We start from the raw sequence: 20,001 nt of genomic DNA on the forward strand, positions 1-20,001 counted from the left end.
CACGAGTATGTGACTGTTGCACCCGTCGCAGGCCGGCAACGGACGGTGCGTCGATTCGTATGTTTCGTGGGTCCAACACGGCCTCGTCCGGGCATAAGGTTCGCTAACCTGCGCGGCAATGAGCGGCGCAATGAGCGGCGCGAAGTAAATTCAAACGCATCGAATTGGCGGCGGCGATGGATATCGATCAGTGGCTGCATGCATTGGGACTTGAACAATACGCACCCGCGTTTGCCGGGAACGATATCGATCTCACCATGCTGGAACAACTCGACGACGCGGACCTCAAAGAACTCGGCGTCCTCTCGCTCGGCCACCGCAAACGCCTGCTCGCGGCAATTGCCGATCGGCGAGACGCCAGGTGCGCAGCGCCGCCCGCCGTGAATGCGCCCGCGAGCGAGCGTCGGCAAGTCACCATTCTCTTCGCCGATCTGTGTGGTTTCACCGCGCTGTCGCAAACACTCGATCCTGAAGAGTTGCGCGAGTTGACCGGTCGTTACACCGCGCTCGTCGATGGGATCGTGCTCGGCTACGGGGGTACGATCGACAAGCACATCGGCGATGCCGTGATGGCCATCTTCGGCGCACCGCGCGCGCACGACACCGATCCGCTTCGCGCGGCCCGTGCCGCGTTGGAAATTCATGAGGCGCTTAACGGACTGGCCGAGCAAGTGTCGCTTCCGCTGAAGGCGCATGTGGGCATTGCCAGCGGCGAGGTAGTCGCGGGTCCGTTCGAGCGCGCGGACGTTCAGGACTACACCGTGCTCGGCGAGTCCGTGAACCTGGCGGCCCGGCTAGTTGCCGCCGCAGGCCCCGGAGAAACACTGCTCTCCGATGGCGCGCATCGCGCACTCGGTCAATGCGTGACAAGCGACGCCGGCGGCGCGATGCGCTTCAAAGGAATCGATTCGCCAGTGCAGGTGTGGCGTCTGCGCTGTCTTACCGGTGAAAGCGTCATCGCAAGCCGAAGTGTTTTTGTCGGCCGCAAGGCTGAACTCGAGCAGTTCAAGGGCCTCGCCCGCGCGTGCCTCGAGCAGCGGGCCGGCCACGTCGTCTATGTCCGCGGCGAGGCGGGCATCGGCAAGACGCGGCTCGTCGACGAAATGCGCCGCTTCGTCGAAACGCTCGGCTTTGCTGCCCACCGCGGCCTCGTGCTCGATTTCGGCGTGGGGAAAGGCCAGGATCCGATCCGCACCATTGTCGGCAGCCTGGTGGGCCTCGCGCCGGCGGCCCGCGTCGATGAGCGGCGCGCCACCGCCGAACGGGTTGCTGCGTCCGGGGCCGTCGGCCCCGAGCAGCTTATGTTTCTCCACGACATCCTCGATCTCGCGCAAACCGGTGAATGGCGCACGCTTTATGATGCGATGGACAATGCTGCGCGCATGCGCGGCAAGTGCACGGTCGCGGCAGCGATCACAGAGGATGCCTGCCGGCAAGGGCCCACCCTGATTGCCGTGGAAGACCTGCATTGGGCCGACCCGCAGGTGCTCGGTTACCTGGCCGCCTTCGCTTCGGCGATCGCGAACGGTCCGGGCCTGCTCGTGATGACTTCGCGCGTGGACGGCGATCCGCTCGACGCGGCATGGCGAGCCAGTTGCCGCGGCACGCCCTTTGCCACGATCGACCTTGGCCCGCTGCGCAACGACGAGGCGCTGAACCTTGCCGGCAGCTTCATCGATGCAAGCGAGCGGGTCGCGCGGGCCTGCGTCGAGAGAGCCGGCGGCAATCCGCTGTTCCTCGAACAACTCCTGCATAACGCCGAGGAAGGCAGCGAGGAAGCGGTCCCCGCCACCATCCAGAGCCTCGTGCTGGCGCGCATGGACCGGCTGACTACGCGCGATCGCGAGGCGTTCCAGGCCGCCGCAGTCATCGGACAGCGCTTTGGCCTCGCCTTGCTGCGGCGGCTGATCGATACACCGGACTACGTGTGTCACGGGCTCGTCCGAAACGCGCTCGTCTTGCCGGAAGGCGAAGATTTCCTGTTTGCCCACGCGCTCATTCAGGAGAGCGCCTACTCGACGCTGCTGCGGGCACGCCGACGCGAGTTGCACCGCCTCGCGGCCGACTGGTTTGCAGCGACCGACCCGGTGTTGCGCGCCCAGCATCTCGATCGCGCCGAGGACGAGCGCGCGCCGCTCGCCTACCTCGACGCCGCGCACACGCAACGCGCGGCCTACTTCACCGAGGCGGCATTCCGGCTAGTCGAGCGAGGTCTGCAAATCGCACAAAGGGAAACGGATCGCTACGCGCTGACCTGCTTCAAAGGCGAACTCCAACGAGACCTCGGCGACATCGCCGGGTCGATCGCGACGTACCGTGCGGCCGTGGCCACCGCGCCGAATGAAGCGGAGCTCTGTCAGTCCCAACTTGGGCTCGCCGAAGGTCTGCGGGTCAGCGAAGGCCTCGCCGAAGCCCTCCCCCTGCTGGACGCCGCTCAGCAAGTGGCGGAGCGTCTGGGCACGGTGCCCGAACTCGCACGCCTGCATCACTTGCGCGGCAACATCCTCTTTCCGCTTGGCAGGATCGAGGATTGCCGCACCGAGCACGAGCGCGGGCTCGCCTACGCACGGCGGCTCGGCCTACCCGAAGCGGAGGCGCGCGCACTCGGCGGCCTCGCCGATGCTGCCTACGCGCAAGGGCGCATGCGCACCGCCTTCGAGCACTTTAGCCTGTGCGTCGCGTTGAGCCGTGAACACGGTTTCGGCCGCATCGAGGTCGCCAATCGTTCGATGACCGGCTTCAGCCGGATCTTCCTCAACGAGGCACGCGCGGCGCGCGAGGACGTAAGCGCCGCCGCACGCGCGGCGGCGCTGGTCAGCCAGCCGCGTGCGCAGATGCTGTGCGAAACGTTGGGCGTGTTTACCTGCTACGAAATGGGTGACGTGCCGGCTACTCTCGCTCATCTCGAGCGCGAGATGCAGATCATCCGTCAACTAGGCGCTCGCCGCTTCGAAGCACAGAACATGGAAATGCGAGCGCGCGGACTGTTAGACAGTGGGCATCGCCGAGAGGCCGCCGAATTGCTGCGCGAAGCGCTGGCAATTTGCTGCGAGGTGGGAACGCAGTTCAGCGCCCCCAAGGCCGTGAGCGCACTAAGCCGTGCGGTCGAGGACGACGATGAGCGCACACGTCTGCTCGCCGACGGTGCGGACATGTTGCGGCGCGGCGCGGTCGGGCACAATCATCTGTGGTTCTACCGCGATGCGATCGAAGCGATGTTGTCCGCTGGCGACGCTGCCGGCGTACTGCACTACGCCACTGCCCTCGAGGACTATACCCGCGTCGAGCCGCTGCCTTGGGCGGAACTGTTTGTGAGGCGCGGGCGCGCCCTCGCTCGTGCGAAGCACGACCATTCGGGCGAAGGAACACGGCGCGAGCTCGAGCGTGTACGCGCCGACCTCGTGCAAGCGGGATCCAACAGCTATCTGCCTGCGGTAGACGCCGCGCTTGCCTGGTAGCGGCGGCGTTGCCCGGTGCATTCCATCGCCGCGGTTCGCTCAACTGCGAATGACAGGAGCAAAGCCCCGCTCATGGTGTGCGCATTCAGCGAACAACCCCGCCGTCCTGGCGGTATCGGGCCTTAAGGCAAATTGTCCCGACTGTCTCGTTATGGCCCGAGTCATTCGGTCCAGCGGTGTTCCCGTTGCGCGATAACGCGAGGGCGCTCGTGTCGTTGCATCGTCCTCGCGATACAACGGTGCCGTTCGGGCCCCTCCCCTAATTGAACATTTCTGGCCGCAAGTCGCTCACCTCGATGATCACGTCGGCGGGCAGGTTCGCGCGGCGTGCCGCAGCGCGGATGGCTTCAGCGTTGGGCGCCTCATACAGGCAATAAGTCTTCTTCTTGTCCGCACTGAGAAACGAAATGAGCCACTCGACGCCCTCCTCGTCGTTGATCAGTTTCACGGCAGCCGCACTTGCGCCGGTGACCTCCAGCTGTTCCGCAAAATTTCGTTCAATTATAAAACGTGGCATCGGATCCTCCTTGAGTAGTGGCTGCATCGCTGCGCCTCGCAATCTGCAGCCGTGTACTAGTTTCTGAGCCCTGTGCTTGTCCGAGCGCCACGGATGCGCTCAACGAGGGCATACATCTTTAGTTCGCTTGCCGCGGTGGCCGCCGCGGCGAGCAGGTCTTGCGCCCGTGTTCTATCCTCGATCCGACTGCGCGCTGCCAGCATCAGCGCGAATTCGTGCCGGCTATGCGCCAGCCAGGGCCACGCTCGCAAGTGCTCATCCATGCACAGCGCGTACTCAAAGTGCTCTTCGGCAGCGGACCAATCGCCAAGAGCGCCCGCGAGCATGCCGAGATGCCGCGCCGCCGATCCGCAGCACAGCGTAAAAACAGGAACGGTGACCACCTGGTCCCGGAACGGCAGGAGAAGGGCATAAATCTGTTCCGCGTGCCCGACGTCCCCGAGCCGCGCAGCGACTTCCGCCAGATACGTCAACGTGACGAGCCGCTTGCTGTCTACAGGGATGCTGGATCCCGATTCCGCAAGCCGATCGAGATTGTCGCGCGCCTGAGCTTCGAAGCCGAGATCGCTACAGATCAACATGAGCCCGGGACGCCAGGCAGCGTCTTCTGAATGCTCGTCGACGAACCGCTTGAAGAGCGGCGCTACCTCGGCGAGCCGGCCTTGTTCGCGACGTATCGAAAACATCTGCATGCCGTAGACGCCCGTTGCGAGTTTCGCGTCGACGCTCTGCGCCATTTGCAACGACGCGCGTGCCTTGTGTTCCGCCTCGACGAAGTCCCCAACGAGTATGGCCTGCATCGCCTGCGCACCTGTCAGACACCATTTGTCGACGAAATGCTGCCCACTGGTGGCAATCTGCCGATATCTTTCCAGGCTGCTCTCGAAGCGTTCCACCGCGCCGATCTCCAGGTAGCCGGCGAGACATCGAGCGCATGCGTGACCTATGGTGTGTGTATCACCGAGATCTTCCGCAATCTGGCTCAACTCCTGTAACGCGTTTGCACGTTCCGGGAACTTGTCCGCCCGCAAAGGGCGAGCCCCGATATGCATCATGTCGCACGCCAATGCATCGAACAGGCTCGGCAGATCGTTGAGGCGTCGGGCCAGAGCGACAGCCTCCAGAACCAGTTCGTCGGCTTGTTCGACTGCACCGGTCATGTGAACGGTGCGGACCAGCCGGCTCAACAGGCGGCAGCGCTCGACGGACTCCTCGGTGCCGATCAAGCCGAGCGCCTCTTGCAGCAAGGAAAGCGATGCTTTGCCGGAGCCTTCGAGGAACGTCTCGGCGGTGTCGAACCCCAACGCCGCCTGCACGAGAAACGACGGCAAGTTCTGCTCCCTGGCGATTTGCGCGGCCTGCCGGAAGGTCGCTATCGCCTCGCGGCGGGCCAACCGGAGCTCCGCTCCGCCTCTTGTCAGCAGCAGAGGCACCAGGTGGGCTGCCCGATCCTGATCACTGTAGGAACATCGGCGTATCAATTCAATCCCGCGCTGCGCGTGAGCGATAGCCTCGTCGTAGGCTGCGCCCGCAAGCGCCTGTTCCCCGGCACGCTGCCAGTAGCCGATTGCGCGATCCGGCAGGTCCGCCGCAGCGAAGTTCTGAGCGATCAATTCGGGTTGCCGACTGACGATTTCCGGATAATGGCCCTCCAGAGCAGTCGCGATCAGCGCGTGGTATTGGCGGCGGCGCGAAAGCAGCAGGGATTGGTAGGCGATCTCCTGGATCAGCGCGTGCCGGAACAGATATACGTCTCCGTCCGCCGGTCTACCCGAAGCGGGAAGGATGATTTCGGCTGCGATCAGGCGGTCTAGCGTTTCCTGCAGATCGTTCTCCGACCTGGACGCAATCAGGCCAAGCAGCTTCCGGCCGAACTCCCGTCCCACCGTGGCCGCGATCTGGGCGGTTTCCTTCACGGCTGGCTCGAGCCGGTCGAGCCGCGATAGTAGCGAGCCCTGTAGCGTGTCGGGGATCGCAATCGTCTGCGGCATCCCTTTCAACTCGTAGCTCGTGCCGGCATCCTGCAACAATTCGCCTTGCAGAACGGTCTTCGTCAGCTCCTCGACGAAGAGCGGCACGCCGTCCGTTTTGGAGACGATCTGATCGAGTACGAAAGGCGGCAGCTGCTTTCCATTGGTCAGCCTGTCGATCATCGCGATGCAATCGCGGCGCGAGAGCCGATCGAGGTTGACCTGTACGAGATGAGGATAACTCCATCCCGGTTCGAACTCGGGCCGCGCCGTGAGCAATAGCAGCAGTGAAGCGGCCACGAGCCGCTCGAGCACCAGCCGAACGAACTCGAGGGATGACGGATCGATCCAGTGCGCGTCCTCGACGATGACGAGCACCGGCTGAACTCGCGTCGACTGCTCGATGATGGCAACGAGCACGTCGAGCGTCCGCCGTTTAAAGGACGGGGACGAGGCATCGATTGCCGGATGGCGCCCGCCCGCCGGAATTCCGAGCAAAGTCGTCAGCACGAGAAGCGTCTCCTCGGCATTTAGTCGGAGTAATGCAATTCCGGCCTCCAGCCGTTCCAGATCCGACGAATCGGGCCCGTCGGGACCGAGGCCAAAGGCGCGCCGCAGCCAGCGCAAGACTGGCCAGAAAGGGCTGTTGCAATAGTACGGGGAACAGTGGAGCGAAATGACCGCATGGTTGTCACCACTGATGCCGTCGCCGAATGCCCGCAGCACGCGGGATTTTCCGATACCCGGCTCGCCGGTCAGCACGACGCAGCGCATTTCGCCGTCGACGCTCTGCCTCCAGCGTTGCCGGATCATGTCGAGTTCCGCGGCTCGTCCGATGAGCGGCGTGATGCCGTCGACCGTCCTGATTTCGAAGCGGTTGATCGCATCCGTTTGCGCCAGCACGCGTTGGACTCGAACCGGACCAGCGATCCCTTTCAGTTCTTGCCAACCGAGGTCTTCGAGCCGGAACGATCCTTCGATCAGCCGCTGGGTGGCCGGGCCCACGACGATCGCATCGGGCGGAGCGACCGACTGCAGCCTTGCGGCGACGATTGGCGCCTCTCCGACGATCGCCTGCTGGTCGCGCGTCGATCCAGCGCCAATCGCGCCGGCGACGACAAGTCCCGTCTCGATCCCGATTCGCATCTGCAGGCGGACGCCGTGCTCGACTTCGATGCGATTGTTGGCCTCTCGAAGCGCCGAAACGACAGCGAGAGCGGAGAGTACCGCGCGCACGGCATCGTCTTCGTGCGCAGTCGGGTAGCCGAAGTAAACGAGCAGTCCGTCACCGATGTAAAGCGCGATGTGACCTTCATGAGCTTCGATCGCGCTTGCACAGACTTGATGATAGATGCCTAGCAGGCGTCGCATGTCCTCGGGATCGAATCGCTCCGCGAGAGCTGTCGAATCGATTAGGTCGACGAACATCACAGTGAGTTGCCGCCTCTCGGCCTCGACGGCTCCGAACGCAGGCGGCGAGGGCAGGTCTGCTCGTTCCTTCGCGCGGTCGAGCGATGGCGCGTGGGATTCAGTCAGTGCCGCAAGCCCTTTCGCGAGCCGCTTGCGGTCGCCGAGCGTCAGGCCGAGCTCCTTTAAATCGCCCTCGGACAGGTCGCCGAGCACATCCCAGTCGATCCCTTGCGATGCAAACTTCGTGGCGTGACCACCGAGGCCAATCTGCACCAGCCATGTCGTCAGATCGTCCGTCATCGTTAGAACTCTGCTTTGCCGTCAAGGACTATGATCGGCGTGGTAGCGTCAATTGTCCATGCACGTTCACGCCCATTCCAACGGTTGCCTGATCAGGCGACGGAATGTCAGGCGCGTGCGGTGGCATCGCTTAAGTAAGAGCGACGAACATTGCGCCGCCTGTCGCCCTTGCGATTGTCGATGCCGGGCGTCTCGCACGATCGGCGCGAGCCGACGTTCGGACGCCGTCCCGATGGCCCTCCCCCGCAAGCCGGTCAGCTGCACCGACGTGTCTTTCGCATAGCGCTGGCCGGTGCTGCGATCTTCAGTGCACCCCACTAATCTCGATTGGAGTATCAATACGCAATACGTCAAGGCCGGTCAACCGCTCGTCCGGCTCGATGACACCGAGCCGCGCATTGCGCTGCAAGAGGCGGAGGGACAGTTGATCCGCGCGGTGAGGCAGGCGCGCAGCGCCAGATTCTCCAACGCGATGTACCGGGCTGCCGTCGACTCGCGCGTCGCGGAGCTCGCGCTGGCTGAACAGGCGTTGAAAGCGCGCTCGGGCGCAACGGTGGAGGTGGTCTCCGCGGAAGAGTGTGCGCGGGCCCAGAAATCGGGGAAAGTTGCTCGGGCCAATCTTGCATCGGCCCGCAATCAGCTTGCGAGCGGCTCGCGCCACATCGAAGACGATCCGGCCGTGATGCAGGCGGTACAGCAACTGAAGCTTGCCTATGTCAGGACCGCGCGAACGACGTTAGTCGCGCCGGTCGAAGGCGCCGTTGCGCAGCGTTCTGTGCAGATCCGCCAGCCGGTTTGCGGCCGGCGCACAGCTGATGACGATCGTGCCGGTCATGCAGTTGTGGATCGAGGCCAACTTCAAGGAAGGACAAGTCCGCAACCTGCGTATCGGTCAGCCGGTTTCCGCGGTCGCCGATCTCTATGGATCGAACGTGGTATTTCACGGCCGGGTTGGCGGACTGTCGCCGGGAACGGGCAGCGCATTTTCCATGTTGCCGCCGCAGAACGCGGCCGGCAACTGGATCAAGGTCGTTCAGCGCGTGCCGGTCATCATTTTTCTGGATCCCGAGGAGCTGGTCGCGCATCCGTTGCGGGTCGGCCTATCAATGACAGTGTCGGTCGATACGCATCAACGCGACGGATCGCCGGGTACCAGCGCCACCGCGCAGGCAAGTGCGAGCGCGGCACCGTCGCCTGACGAATGACATAACGCGCGCGGAGGCGATTGCGCGAAAGTTGATCGGGCAGAGCAAATAGCTTGGGCTCTCGTGACTTCGATAGCGCGCAGCGCGGCCAATTGTTCAATGCCGGATCGCACTGGCTGCTGCGGCTTTCACCTTCCGATCCTCGCCACGCAGCCGGCAGACTGACTTTATCTATGTCGTCCCTTTCGGCAACGAAGGGAGGCCCGCTAAACGATTTTCATCTTCGCCGCGAAACACCGGGTTGCCATGAATCGACGCAATGATGGCGCCGCGTCGCTGGCATCGGTGCGGGTTCTACCCGCGTCCCGGTTCGGAGCTTATTTGCCGTACATATCGAATGGAAAGTACTTCCGCTCGATCTTCCGGTACGTGCCGTCGCGCAACATTTCCGCGATGGCCACATTCAGTGCGTCGCGCAAATCGCTGTCGGATTTGCGCATGCCGGCGGCATCGCCGTCGCCCATGATCTTCGGGTCGTAGACGACGTCCCCCGCGAAAGCGAATCCCTTGCCGCTCGGCGTATCGAGAAAACCGAGCTTGCCTTGCACCGCGTCCATGAGCACCGCGTCGACGCGGCCCGCGCCAAGGTCCGCGTAGGCCTGATCGTAGTTCTGGTACGGCACCACCTCGACGCCTGCCGCCGCCCACTTCTCGCGTGCATACGTTTCCTGCACCGTGCCCTGCTGAACGGCGACACGCTTGTGCGCGAGCTTCGCGGCATCGGGCAGCAGGCCCGAACCTTCGCGCGCGATCAGGCGCGTCTGGTTGCGATACAGGCGATTGGTGAAATCGATCTGCTCGCGGCGTTTCGGCGTCGCGGCCATGGACGACAGGATCACATCGAATTTGCGTGCCTGAAGGCCCGGAATCAGACCATCGAAGCTGCTTTGCACCCACACGCATTTCGCCTTCAGCTTCGCGCACAACGCGTTGCCGAGATCGACGTCGAAGCCGACCACGGCGCCGCTCGTCGACAGCGATTCGAACGGAGGATAGGTCGGATCGATGCCCACGCGTATCGTCTGCCATTCTTTCGCCGATGCTGCGCACGCAAGCGCCATCGACACGGCTGCCACCGCCACTTTCAAGCTACGTTTCATAAGCCACTCCTAACCAGGGGTTCAAGGGTTGAGGTCAACGGAAAACAGCGCGTACGCATGGCCGGAAAACAGCGCGCTTCAACTTGGAAACTCGCCTCGCGCGACATCGTCGCCGGCGGGCAGCGCCTGCGCCAGTTGCGCGAGCGTCACCGGTTTGACGGGCGCGCGTATGCGGTAATACCCGACGTCGGCGATGTCTCTCGCCTGGGTGCTCGCGATCACCTCGCCCACCGTCGTGCCGCACCAGCGGCCCTGGCACGGCCCCATGCCGCAACGCGAGAACGCCTTCATCTGGTTCGGCCCCATGCAGCCTTGCGCGGCAATGCGGCGGATTTCGCCCGCGGTCACTTCCTCGCAGCGGCACACGATGACCTCGTCGGCGGGCAGACGGAACGCGGGCGCAGGTGTATAGAGCGCGTCCAGCAGCGGGCGCACGGCCAGATGCCGGTTCAATGCGGCACGCGGTGCGCGGCTTGCGCGGTCTCGCGCTCGCGCATCGAGCGCGCCGAGTTGCGCGGCGATATCGAGCGCGGCGAGCGTGGACGCCGAGGCCGCCGCCTGCGCGCCGGCGATGGCCGCGCCATCGCCGGCGATCCACACCTGCGCGACGCTGCTGCGTCCCCATGCGTCCGTGCACGGCCGCCAGCAAGCCGCGCCCGTATCCCATTCGTGTGCGCAACCGGTCGCGCGCGCCAGGTTCGACGAAGGAATCACGCCCTGATGCAGCAGCACGAGCGACGCGTCGATGCGCTGCGCGTTGCCTGCACCGTCGACGAAGCGGACGGCGCGCGCCTCCATATCGCCGACGATTTCCACGTCCCGCGCATGCCGATGAATGGCGATGCCCGCGCGGCGCACGGCGCGCAGCATGCGCCACCCTTTGAGCAGATAATCGGCCGCCCGCAGCGCGCGCGGCACATGGCGCAACGCGTCGACGTACGCGCGCGACGGCGTCGTATCGACGATGGCCTCGATGCGCCGGCCCACGTCCAGCAGTTGCGAAGCGAACAGCCACAAGAGCGGCCCGCTGCCGACCAGCACAGTCTCTTCGGGCGGTACGAGACCCGCTGACTTCAATACGGACTGCGCCGCGCCCACGCCCATCACGCCCGGCAGCGTCCAGCCGCGAACCGGCCACGGTCGTTCCTGGGCGCCTGTCGCCATCAGCACGGCGCGCGCATGAACGGCCAGCGTCCCGGCGTCGCCGGACGCGCCGCGCGCTTTGACCGTGTCCACCGGATTGCCGCGCGTCAGCATCGCGACCACTTCAGTGCTGCCCGCCTGCGGCTCGTGCGCGATCTGCCAGACCAGGGTCTGCGGCAGATACTGTGCGCCACACCTGCGAAAGCGCTCGATGAGCGGACGTCCCGCCGCATAGTCCTTGCCGAGCGCCACAGTGCTTCTGAGCGGCGAGCTCGCCGCATCGCGGTAGATCTGTCCGCCCAGCGCATGACCATCATCGGCGACGATCACCGAAAGGCCGCGCTCGCGCGCTTCACAGGCCGCCGTCATCCCCGCCGGGCCCGCGCCCACGATCAGTAGATCGCATCGCATCTCCGTCATGCGATCCTCGCCTTGCCTTGCCTTGCATCGCGCGCACGCGCATGCCCTCGGCGACGCGCGTCATGCAGGCCTGCACGTTCGGTACGCCGTCGACCTCGACGAGACACTCGAAACACACGCCCATCATGCAAAACGGCCCGCGCGGCGCACCGCTGACTGCCGACGAACGGCACATCACCTTCCCGCTCGCGAGCAAGGCCGCAGCAACCGTGAAGTGGGCGGGCACTCGCAAGGCGTTACCGTCGATATCGATGCCGACGGTCGCGTCGGACGTCAGCGGCAAGCATTCAAACATGACTCGTCCTCACCGCAATGGATGCAGGTTGAAAGCGCGCCGTCACGAACGGCTCGACGATGCCCGGACGCGCGCCGCCCGCGATCCACGGTGCGAGGGTATCGGCATGCGCGGCGGCGAGCGTCACGCCGCTATGACAGATCGCGATGAAGGCGCCCGGACACGATGCGGATTCCTCGTAGACGGGCAGACCATCCGGCGTCATGATGCGCAGCGCGCCCCACGCCCGCACGATGCGGGCATGCGCGAGCAGCGGAAAAGCGGTCTGCGCGCGCCGCGCGATATCAGCCATCACTCCGCGCGTGGTCCCGTCGTCGAAACCGACGTCTTCGGCGGAATCTCCCAGCATCACCGAGCCTTCGCGCGTCTGCCGCACGACCAGCGTCGGATAGGCAATAAACGGTGCAAGGCGCTCGGTCACCATGATCTGTCCGCGCAACGGCGAGATTGGCGCGTCAAGGCCGACCATCGGTGCAAGCCGCGCATTGCCAAGTCCCGCCGCGAGCACGACGCGCCCGGCCGCGAGCGTGCCCGCCGCCGTGATCACATCGAAGCGGCCCGCGCGCGGCAGCACCTCGCGCACTTCCTCATTCGGCCGATATGCGCCGCCGAGCGCCACGAATGCCCGCTGCAATGCGCGCAGCGTGTACAACGGACTGGCGTGGCCGTCGTTGCGTGAATAGAGCGCGCCCGCCAGTTCCGGCGATGCCGCCGGGATGCGCTTGCGCAATGCGGCCGGATCGAGCACTTCGTAGTCGAGCCCTGCGTCCTGCTGGCGCAACGATTCGAGCAAGGTCCGCCCCTTGTCGAGTTCACCGTGCGTCTCGCACAGCTCGATGCCGCCGGGCCGCTCGAAACCAACGTCGACGCCCGTCTCACGCAACAGTTGCGCCGCGAACGCCGACCAGCGCTCCGACGAACCCAGCGACCACTGCGCGTAGGCCAAGCAGCGCCCGCCCTTACCCTGCACCCACACCAGGCCGAAATTGCCGCGCGCCGCCCGATAAGCGTTGTCGTCGCCGTCGCACACGGCCACGCGCAGGCGCTGACGCGCAAGCCCATAGGCGATCGCCATGCCGACGAGACCGCCGCCTGCAACGACGACGTCGTACGCGTTCGCTCTCATGTTATGGATATCAGTCACGGCGTGAATCTCTGAAAAATGCTGTCCGGCGTAGCATCCAACTGGCAAAATGCGGCGTCAAATGCCTTTTCTTTTATTATCCATAAGCAAATATTATGGCCTCGAACGATCTCAAGATCCGGCAAGTGGAAGCGTTCCGCGCGCTGATGCAGCGATACACGGTGACGCGTGCCGCCCAGTCGCTGCATGTGTCACAGCCGGCCGTGAGCCGGTTGATCGCGGATTTCGAGGACAGCGTGGGATTCGCGCTCTTCGAGCGGCAGCAAGGACGGCTTGTGCCGACTGCCGAAGCACGCGTGTTATACGAGGAAGTGGAGCGCGCGTTTGTCGGTCTGGATCGCATCGGTCACGCCGCGCAACAAATACGCGCGATGCGTCGCGGTTCGCTGCGCGTGGCAGGGTCGCCTGCCATTGCGCTCGAACTGCTGCCTGCCGTCGTCGCGCAGTTCGTTCAGTCGCATCCGGGCATCGACGTGACGTTGCTCACGCATAGCGCGAACACGGTCGTCGACATGGTGGCGTCGGGACAATGCGACGCAGGCTTTATCGCGGAAGCGATTCCGCATCCTGCCGTGCGCTCCGAGCGGCTAACGGATGCGTCGATGCGCTGCATCTTGCCGCTCACGCACCGCCTTGCAAGAAAGCGCGTGCTAAAGCCGAGCGATTTGCAGAGCGAGCCCTTCGTTTCCTTTCCGCGTTCGTTCGATGCGCGCGCTGCGATCGACCGCCTGTTCGTGGAGCATGGCGTGCAGCGTCAGATGACCATCGAGGCGCAGTTGTCGCAGACGATCGTGGCGCTCGTGGCCAATGGCGCTGGCGTTGCGCTGATCGATCCGGTCACGGCTGCATATGCGAAAGCGCGCGTCACCGTGCGGCCCTTTCAACCGGAGATTCGCGACCAGATCTACCTCGTGCATGCCGCGACACAGTCGCCCTCGGGCATCGTGGAGCTTTTCTGTGCACGCGCCCGCGAGGCATTGACGCAGCTTCTTGATCAGCATTAGGGAGGCCCCCCGGGCGGTAGCCTGATAAAACCTCACTCAGTTCCGGCGGCGAGCGTGCGCCGAGACAGTTCGTCGTGCAATGCATGGGCGAGCGAACATCGACACGCGTAGTTGTGCCCGCGCTTCGCTAACCCGCAAAGGCTTTTCCACCCGGGCTCATCCGGATCCCGGGCGCGAGCCGCGTCCACGGCAGATCGGCGGGATCCGCCGTCATCGGGCCGGGCGCTTTTGCCACGAGAATCGCCTCGGCAATCGGCTCGAAATCCGCACGGAAATGCACCGAACTCTTGTTGACGAGAATCTTCATGTCCTCCGGCTGGATGCCGGCCACGCGATACAGGTTGCGGTCGAGCATCTGCGCTTTGCTCGAACTTACCGCGATCAGCACGTCATCGACGCGCAGACATGCCACGGGGCCGAGTTCGGCCTGCATCCCGTTCATCATCGGGCCGTCATAGCGCAGCCGTCCGTCAGACAACGCAACGACCTCGAAAGCACCGTCGAATGGCCGGTCGCCCGGCACACCCGACTGCCCTCCCAACGACAATTCGAGCCGCGCGCCCACCCCCGCGCGATGCGCGGCGAGCGCCACGGCGGGATCGTAGATCAGGCCGATGGCCGCGCCCTTCGCGCCATTGCGCACAAGCGCGTGCAGCATCTCCATCGTGTTGGCGTCGCCGCCCGCGCCCGGGTTGTCCTGCGTATCGGCGATGACCACCGGACGGCGTGCATCGGCGGACAGCCGCATCGCTTCGCACACGGCCTCATCGGGGGAAAGAAAGGGCACGCGCCACGCGGCTTCGTCGTCGATCATGCGGTGATAGAGCTGATCGACCACTGCTTGCGCGGCCTCCGGTCCATTGCTGTAGGCCCAGATCATCGGCCCACATTCCGGAAAGTCCGCTGCTGGAAAGCCGGGTGCGAACGACACCGATACGACATCGCCCCGTTCGAGCGCCGCGACGCTCGCGTACATGCCGCGCGAGGGCTCCAGCATCGTGCACATGCCGTTGATCGGAATCAGGAACGGCAGCCGCCGCGCCGCATGCTGCAGGCGCTCTCCTGCCAGCAGCCGTTCGAGCACCGCGAAGGCGCGCGCGCCCGTTTCGGCCATATCGACGTGCGGATAGGTGCGATAGGCGACCAGTGCATCTGCATCGCGCAGCATGCCTTCCGTGACGTTCGCATGCAGATCGAGCGAAGCGACGATGGGCACGCCCGCGCCGACGGCTTCGCGCACGCGTGCCAGCAATTCACCCTCGCCGTCGTCGACGTGCTCGGCAACCATCGCGCCGTGAAGGTCCAGATACACCGCGTCGAAGACGTGCGACCGTGCCGCGTCGACGATCTCTCCGGCGATGCGTTCGAACGCGTCGCGCGTGACGTGCGCGGAGGGGCTCGCCCCCGCCCAGATGACCGGCACGAGAACATGCCCTTGCGCTTCGGCCGCACGGATAAAGCCGCCTGCAGGAATGTTCACCTCGCGCAGGGCGAGCACGTCGCTGCTGCGCGACATGAGCGGAAAACCTTCACCGCGCTGGAAATTTTCATAGGTGGCTTGCGACGGCGCGAACGTATTGGTTTCGTGCTGGAAGCCTGCAATCAGAATGATGGACAAGTGAAACCTCATTTTCCGTGGTTTGAACGCGACTCGCGCATGAATCGGGAGTTAGCTGCCCCGCGCAGGACGCATCGCGATGAGCACGAAGGCGCCGATTGCGAGAAGCGCGACCATCACATATAAGCCGGCATGCAGGCTGCCGGTCGCCGTCTGCGCCCAGCCGATGATCGTCGGACTGAGAAAGCCACCGATCAGCCCGAGCGTGTTAATGAGCGCGATGCCGCCCGATGCCGCATCACCCTTGAGATACTCGGAGGGCATCGCCCAGAACACTGTGTAGGCGACCCACATCATCGCCGTGGCGATCGTGATGCAAGTGAGCGCAATGGAGAGTTGATCGCCGAAGAACGTTGCAAGCGCGAGTGTCGCCGAGCCGATGAGCGCCGGGATCGCGCTGTGATAGCGGCGCTCGCCACGCCTGTCCGAGCTGCGGCCTATCAGCGTCATTGCAATGGCCGAGGCGAGATAGGGGATGGCGGAATAAAGACCTATCTGCATCGTGTCCTTCACGCCCGCCGCCTTGATGATGGAGGGTAGCCAGAAGCTCACCGCGTAGATGCCGCAGATAAAGCAGAAGTAAGGCACCGCCATCAGATAGACGCGCGGGTCCTTCGCAACCTGCGCAAACGAATGATGCGAGCCCGATGTGTCGAGTTCGGAGGCAAGCAGGTGCTTTTCGTCGTCGCTAAGCCAGCTTGCGTCGGCGGGACGGTCGTCCAGGACGAACAGCGCGAGCACACCCAGAATCACACACGGTAGGCCTTCGATGAGAAACATCCACTGCCAGCCGTCGAGACCGTGAGCCCCGGAAAACGAAGTCATAACCCAGCTCGAGAGCGGGCCCCCGAACATGCCGCCGATCGGTCCGGCGAGCATGACAATCGCCATCACCTGCGCCATTCGCGCGCGGCCGTACCAGTACGTGAGATAGAAAATCATGCCCGGTGCGAAACCGGCTTCGAACACGCCGAGCAGAAAGCGCATCACATAGAACATGGGCTCGTTGCGCACAAACAGCATTGCCGCCGACGTGATGCCCCACAGCACCATGATGCGGCTGATGGTCTTGCGCGCCCCGATCCGGGGCAGCAGCAGATTGCTCGGTATCTCGAACAGCACGTAGCCAAGGAAAAAGATGCCCGCGCCGAGGCCGTAGACGGCGTCGGAGAAGCCCAGATCGGCTTGCATCTGCAGTTTGGCAAAACCGATATTGACGCGGTCCAGGTACGCGAACGTGTAGCACAGCAGCAGGAACGGCAACAGGCGCCAGTTGAGCTTGCGATAGAGGTTCGCATGCCGCTCGGCGACGAGCGTGGAAGAAATGGCGGACAAGGGTCTTCTCCGTGGTACGTGGGGTGAATCAATGTTCGACAGCCAAAAACCAGCGAGCAAGAGCAACTGAAGTTTGCTATCGTTGCCGATCAGGCAACACTCATCAAATTTGACCGATGCGAGAACTCAATCAGCGACGCCTGCGGTATTTCCACGAAGTGCTTACGCACGGCTCGATACGCGCCGCCGCCGACAGTCTGAACACGGCGGCTTCCGTGATCACGCGGCAGATCCGCCTCCTGGAAGAAGATGTGGGCGCGACACTCTTCGAGCGGCGGGCGCGCGGCGTGCGGCCAACCGAAGCGGCGGCCCATGTGCTGGAGTACTGGCGCGGATGCCAATCGCAGCAGGAGCAACTGGAAGATCGCCTGCAGGCGTTGCGTGGGTTGCAACGTGGGCATATCCGGCTCGCCATCAGCGAAGGCTATATCGACGGCTTGATGGAAGAAGTGCTGCAGGAATTCTGTACGCAGTATCCGAAGCTCGACGTCGTGGTGGACGTAATGCCGGTCAACAACGTCCTCGAGGAAATCATCGAGAGCCGCGCGCATATCGGCCTTGCGTACAACCCGCCAACGCATCCCGAAGTCGAATACCGGGCGACGTCGCCAATGCCGGTGGTGCTGCTCGTCAATGCGCGGCATCCACTTGCGGTCCGGGGCGGCCCGGTCACCGTCGACGAGATGCTTGCCTGTCCGCTTGCATTGATGCCGCCGGCGTTCGGTCTGGGTCAGATCGTTGACATGCTCGCCTACGCGGAAAACCTCGACATCCGTCCCACTCTCTTGACAAACTCGCTTCAGGTGTTACGCCAGTTCGTGACGCGGGGCAATGGGGCAACGCTGATCAGCGCGTTTTCTGTTTATCGGGAAATCGATGCGGGAGAACTGGTGGCGTTGCCGATCTCACACCCGATCTTCGAGACCGCCAAAGCTAGTGTGCTCGTCAAAGCGCGCAGACCGCTTTCGGTTGCAGCGGAGCAACTGCTGGAATGGATTGTTGAACGAATGACGGTGTTCGCCCGCGGCACGTGATACGTGCGAAGCGGCGTCGCTGCTGAATCAACCGTCCTCCAAGTCGCATCGCGGCGTTGAGCAGCACCGCACCAGGTTGCTGTGTCTGTGTGGAATTGTCTTTCGGCGCACGGACGCCGTGCGGAGCCGTCCTTTTCAGGTGCGGGCGGCGGCGTGGGTATCTCAATTTCGCGCGTGGATCAATCGTCGGCGACGCCGCATTGCAAAGCGCGCTCGCGAGCGGCGCGCTTTGCAATGCGGTGCTCGACGTGTTCGCGACCGAACCCTTGCCCACCGACAGTTGGCATTGGGAGGACCCGCGCGTCACCGTCTTGCCTCACATCTCCGCGCCGACGGATCGCGAAAGTGCGTCGGTAATGGTCGGGAGCAATATCCGGCGCTATCGCGATAGCGGGCAGATCCCGCCTTGTGTCGATCGAGCGCAGGGGTATTGAAGCTCGGTTCTTCGATCAGCGGCACCAACACGATGCCTTCGTGTGCTTATCCAGGCCGGCGATGAGAACAGAAGGGATGAAGCGCGGCTATTCGCCCTTTTCCGTAACGACCGCCCAGTTGGCCGCTCACTCGCCGCCTGACGCGTCCTGAGACGAGGACGTCATATCTTTTCTGACCGCAGCTATTTTGCTGGGCTCGGAATTGAACTAGCGATGCTGCAGAGCTATCGGCGGATCTTCCGATTGATCACTGCTTCCTGGTCGGCGGGATCGTCGAGCGCCCGGCACGCAGTGCGTCGGTCCGCTTTCGAGCGGACAAAGACGTTCGGAAGGCCGCTATCGCTCGGTAAGAACGACTGCTTGTGGTCAATTCTGTTTGCAAGGACTTCCCCCGATCTTGACTCTCCGGGGAAGTCCTTGCAAACAGTATCGGCCGCGATGCGCCCTTGAAGCGTGGCGTCTGGACCCGTCCGAATGGTCTACGCGCTCCGTGGCCAAGGGAAAGCATCGGCTGGAGGCGCGGATGAAGAGCGCATGGCGGAATTGCTGACCGTGATTGTCAGGATGGCCTGAACGGCGCGGCACGATGCTGGCCGCCGGATACTGGAGCACGTTGTGCGGCGGGCGAGGCCGCGCTGGCTCGCGCGACGCCGCCCGACGCCGCCCGACGCCAAGCTGACCCAGACGTGCGATAGACCGCGCGCGAACGTCTCACCGCACGCGGGCGGCGCCATCGTCCCGGCCGAAAAGCAAACCCGCATCAGTACTAAGGTCTGCCGTATATCTTTATTGGACTTTGTATTGGGCACCTTGACCGAGCGGTGCTCCCTACCGGCGAAAGGTCGAATAAGCCAAGGTCAGAAACCCGGCGTAACCTTTTTTTGGGCATCCACGAACCTGAACCGCGCTTGTTGCCACGACGGATCAGTCAGCACCAAAGCCGTCTGGTTCAGTTCAAGATACGCGTGACTTGTATCTTTCGGGCAACCCAAGCCAATGTTTGGGCTCGGATTATCGCACCACTGCATCGGCAATGTATTCGGGGCGTTCGACGCTGTGCCATATTTTTGCATGGCCGCCTTCCCCATAGCTGCCGCGTTGTCTTGGGACCACGGCACTTCGTACCGAACAAGCCAGACCACCAGAGGTCGCGCCTTGTCAATCGGAACTCGGCCTTCGAAGTAGACCGTCAGCTTCGCCCCGTTGCTGTCGTAAGTAAACCAGCCGGGCTCTTTTTTTCCGATCACGACGTTGACGGCTGGGAATTGCTCCGGCTTGAACTTGTCCTTCGGCGCGTGCAGATAGTTGGAGGCGGCAGTTAGAGCCTCGTTGTAGTCCATGCCGCTTTTGACGCCAGCTAGATCGAGTTGCCGAGCATCAATCGAGCGTGGTTCTGCCGACACCGAAGTGCATAACAGTAGTAGCGCAGCATAGACGGAATGCGACATCAGCCGCTTTTGCAAACATCTCAATTTTTTCTCCATGTTGTGTGATGCGGGTACATCCGAATTCTATGGGGGACCTGTATCCTCCGCCGAAGGACACTTATCGGCACCAACGCTTTAACGGTCAATGCGGTGAATTCTTAAGTCGTGCGCCTGAACCGCTGTCGTG

General features: G+C 63.7%; 14 protein-coding genes. 5 read left to right on the top strand and 9 right to left on the bottom strand.

Translation table 11 applies throughout. The annotated features are described in order from the left end of the window. Positions 1 to 176: 176 nt before the first annotated feature. Positions 177 to 3,458, top strand: coding sequence for an adenylate/guanylate cyclase domain-containing protein (locus CIC12_RS28725; RefSeq protein ID WP_168669290.1), 3,282 nt, complete (start codon positions 177 to 179; stop codon positions 3,456 to 3,458). Positions 3,459 to 3,717: 259 nt separating this feature from the next. Here the strand turns inward: CIC12_RS28725 and CIC12_RS28730 are convergent, their stop codons facing one another. Next, the gene (locus CIC12_RS28730; RefSeq protein ID WP_238812936.1) at positions 3,718 to 4,002 is read right to left on the bottom strand and encodes a DUF4242 domain-containing protein; all 285 of its coding nucleotides are present in this window, start codon (positions 4,000 to 4,002) and stop codon (positions 3,718 to 3,720) included. 29 nt (positions 4,003 to 4,031) lie between these two features. Further along, the gene (locus tag CIC12_RS28735) at positions 4,032 to 7,655 is read right to left on the bottom strand and encodes an AAA family ATPase (protein WP_168669292.1); all 3,624 of its coding nucleotides are present in this window, start codon (positions 7,653 to 7,655) and stop codon (positions 4,032 to 4,034) included. A gap of 833 nt (positions 7,656 to 8,488) precedes the next feature. Here CIC12_RS28735 and CIC12_RS33430 point away from each other — a divergent pair. After that, positions 8,489 to 8,860 (top strand): HlyD family secretion protein, encoded by a 372-nt coding sequence (locus CIC12_RS33430; protein ID WP_238812937.1) that lies wholly within the window; start codon positions 8,489 to 8,491, stop codon positions 8,858 to 8,860. Between the two features lie 317 nt (positions 8,861 to 9,177). On the opposite strand, the gene CIC12_RS28745 is transcribed toward CIC12_RS33430, so the two are convergent. The 4 genes from CIC12_RS28745 to CIC12_RS28760 form a co-directional block, all read right to left on the bottom strand. Continuing rightward, positions 9,178 to 9,960 (bottom strand): ABC transporter substrate-binding protein, encoded by a 783-nt coding sequence (locus CIC12_RS28745; protein ID WP_168669293.1) that lies wholly within the window; start codon positions 9,958 to 9,960, stop codon positions 9,178 to 9,180. Between the two features lie 78 nt (positions 9,961 to 10,038). Next, positions 10,039 to 11,523: an FAD-dependent oxidoreductase gene (locus CIC12_RS28750; RefSeq protein ID WP_168669295.1), complete on the bottom strand. Its 1,485-nt coding sequence runs from the start codon at positions 11,521 to 11,523 to the stop codon at positions 10,039 to 10,041. After that, positions 11,456 to 11,818 carry a (2Fe-2S)-binding protein gene (locus tag CIC12_RS28755; protein WP_168669297.1) on the bottom strand — a complete coding sequence of 121 codons (363 nt, stop codon included), beginning with the start codon at positions 11,816 to 11,818 and terminating at the stop codon, positions 11,456 to 11,458. Before CIC12_RS28755 ends, CIC12_RS28750 begins: the two co-directional genes overlap by 68 nt. Further along, positions 11,811 to 12,944, bottom strand: a complete 1,134-nt coding sequence (locus CIC12_RS28760) for an NAD(P)/FAD-dependent oxidoreductase (protein ID WP_168669457.1) — start codon at positions 12,942 to 12,944, stop codon at positions 11,811 to 11,813. The genes CIC12_RS28755 and CIC12_RS28760 overlap by 8 nt, the downstream gene beginning before the upstream one ends. 113 nt (positions 12,945 to 13,057) lie before the next feature. Here CIC12_RS28760 and CIC12_RS28765 point away from each other — a divergent pair, with 113 nt between their 5' ends. Beyond that, positions 13,058 to 13,966, top strand: coding sequence for a LysR substrate-binding domain-containing protein (locus tag CIC12_RS28765; RefSeq protein WP_168669299.1), 909 nt, complete (start codon positions 13,058 to 13,060; stop codon positions 13,964 to 13,966). Positions 13,967 to 14,093: 127 nt separating this feature from the next. On the opposite strand, the gene CIC12_RS28770 is transcribed toward CIC12_RS28765, so the two are convergent. Both CIC12_RS28770 and CIC12_RS28775 read right to left on the bottom strand, forming a co-directional pair. Continuing rightward, on the bottom strand, positions 14,094 to 15,584 hold the full coding sequence (locus CIC12_RS28770) for a M81 family metallopeptidase (protein WP_238812938.1): 1,491 nt from the start codon (positions 15,582 to 15,584) through the stop codon (positions 14,094 to 14,096). 51 nt (positions 15,585 to 15,635) lie between these two features. Next, complete coding sequence (locus CIC12_RS28775; RefSeq protein WP_168669303.1) at positions 15,636 to 16,919, bottom strand: MFS transporter; 1,284 nt, start codon at positions 16,917 to 16,919, stop codon at positions 15,636 to 15,638. Positions 16,920 to 17,035: 116 nt separating this feature from the next. On the opposite strand from CIC12_RS28775, the gene CIC12_RS28780 reads away from it, so the two are divergent. Together CIC12_RS28780 and CIC12_RS28785 are read left to right on the top strand one after the other, a co-directional pair. After that, entirely contained in the window at positions 17,036 to 17,953 is a 918-nt protein-coding gene (locus CIC12_RS28780) for a LysR family transcriptional regulator (protein WP_168669305.1), read from the top strand. Positions 17,954 to 18,042: 89 nt separating this feature from the next. Then, on the top strand, positions 18,043 to 18,387 hold the full coding sequence (locus tag CIC12_RS28785) for an NAD(P)-dependent oxidoreductase (protein ID WP_342030580.1): 345 nt from the start codon (positions 18,043 to 18,045) through the stop codon (positions 18,385 to 18,387). A gap of 857 nt (positions 18,388 to 19,244) precedes the next feature. Here the strand turns inward: CIC12_RS28785 and CIC12_RS28790 are convergent. After that, complete coding sequence (locus CIC12_RS28790) at positions 19,245 to 19,871, bottom strand: hypothetical protein (protein WP_168669307.1); 627 nt, start codon at positions 19,869 to 19,871, stop codon at positions 19,245 to 19,247. Between the last annotated feature and the right edge of the window lie 130 nt (positions 19,872 to 20,001).

Origin of the sequence: Paraburkholderia sp. SG-MS1 (genome assembly GCF_012275575.1) — a bacterium.
Taxonomy (GTDB): domain Bacteria; phylum Pseudomonadota; class Gammaproteobacteria; order Burkholderiales; family Burkholderiaceae; genus Paraburkholderia.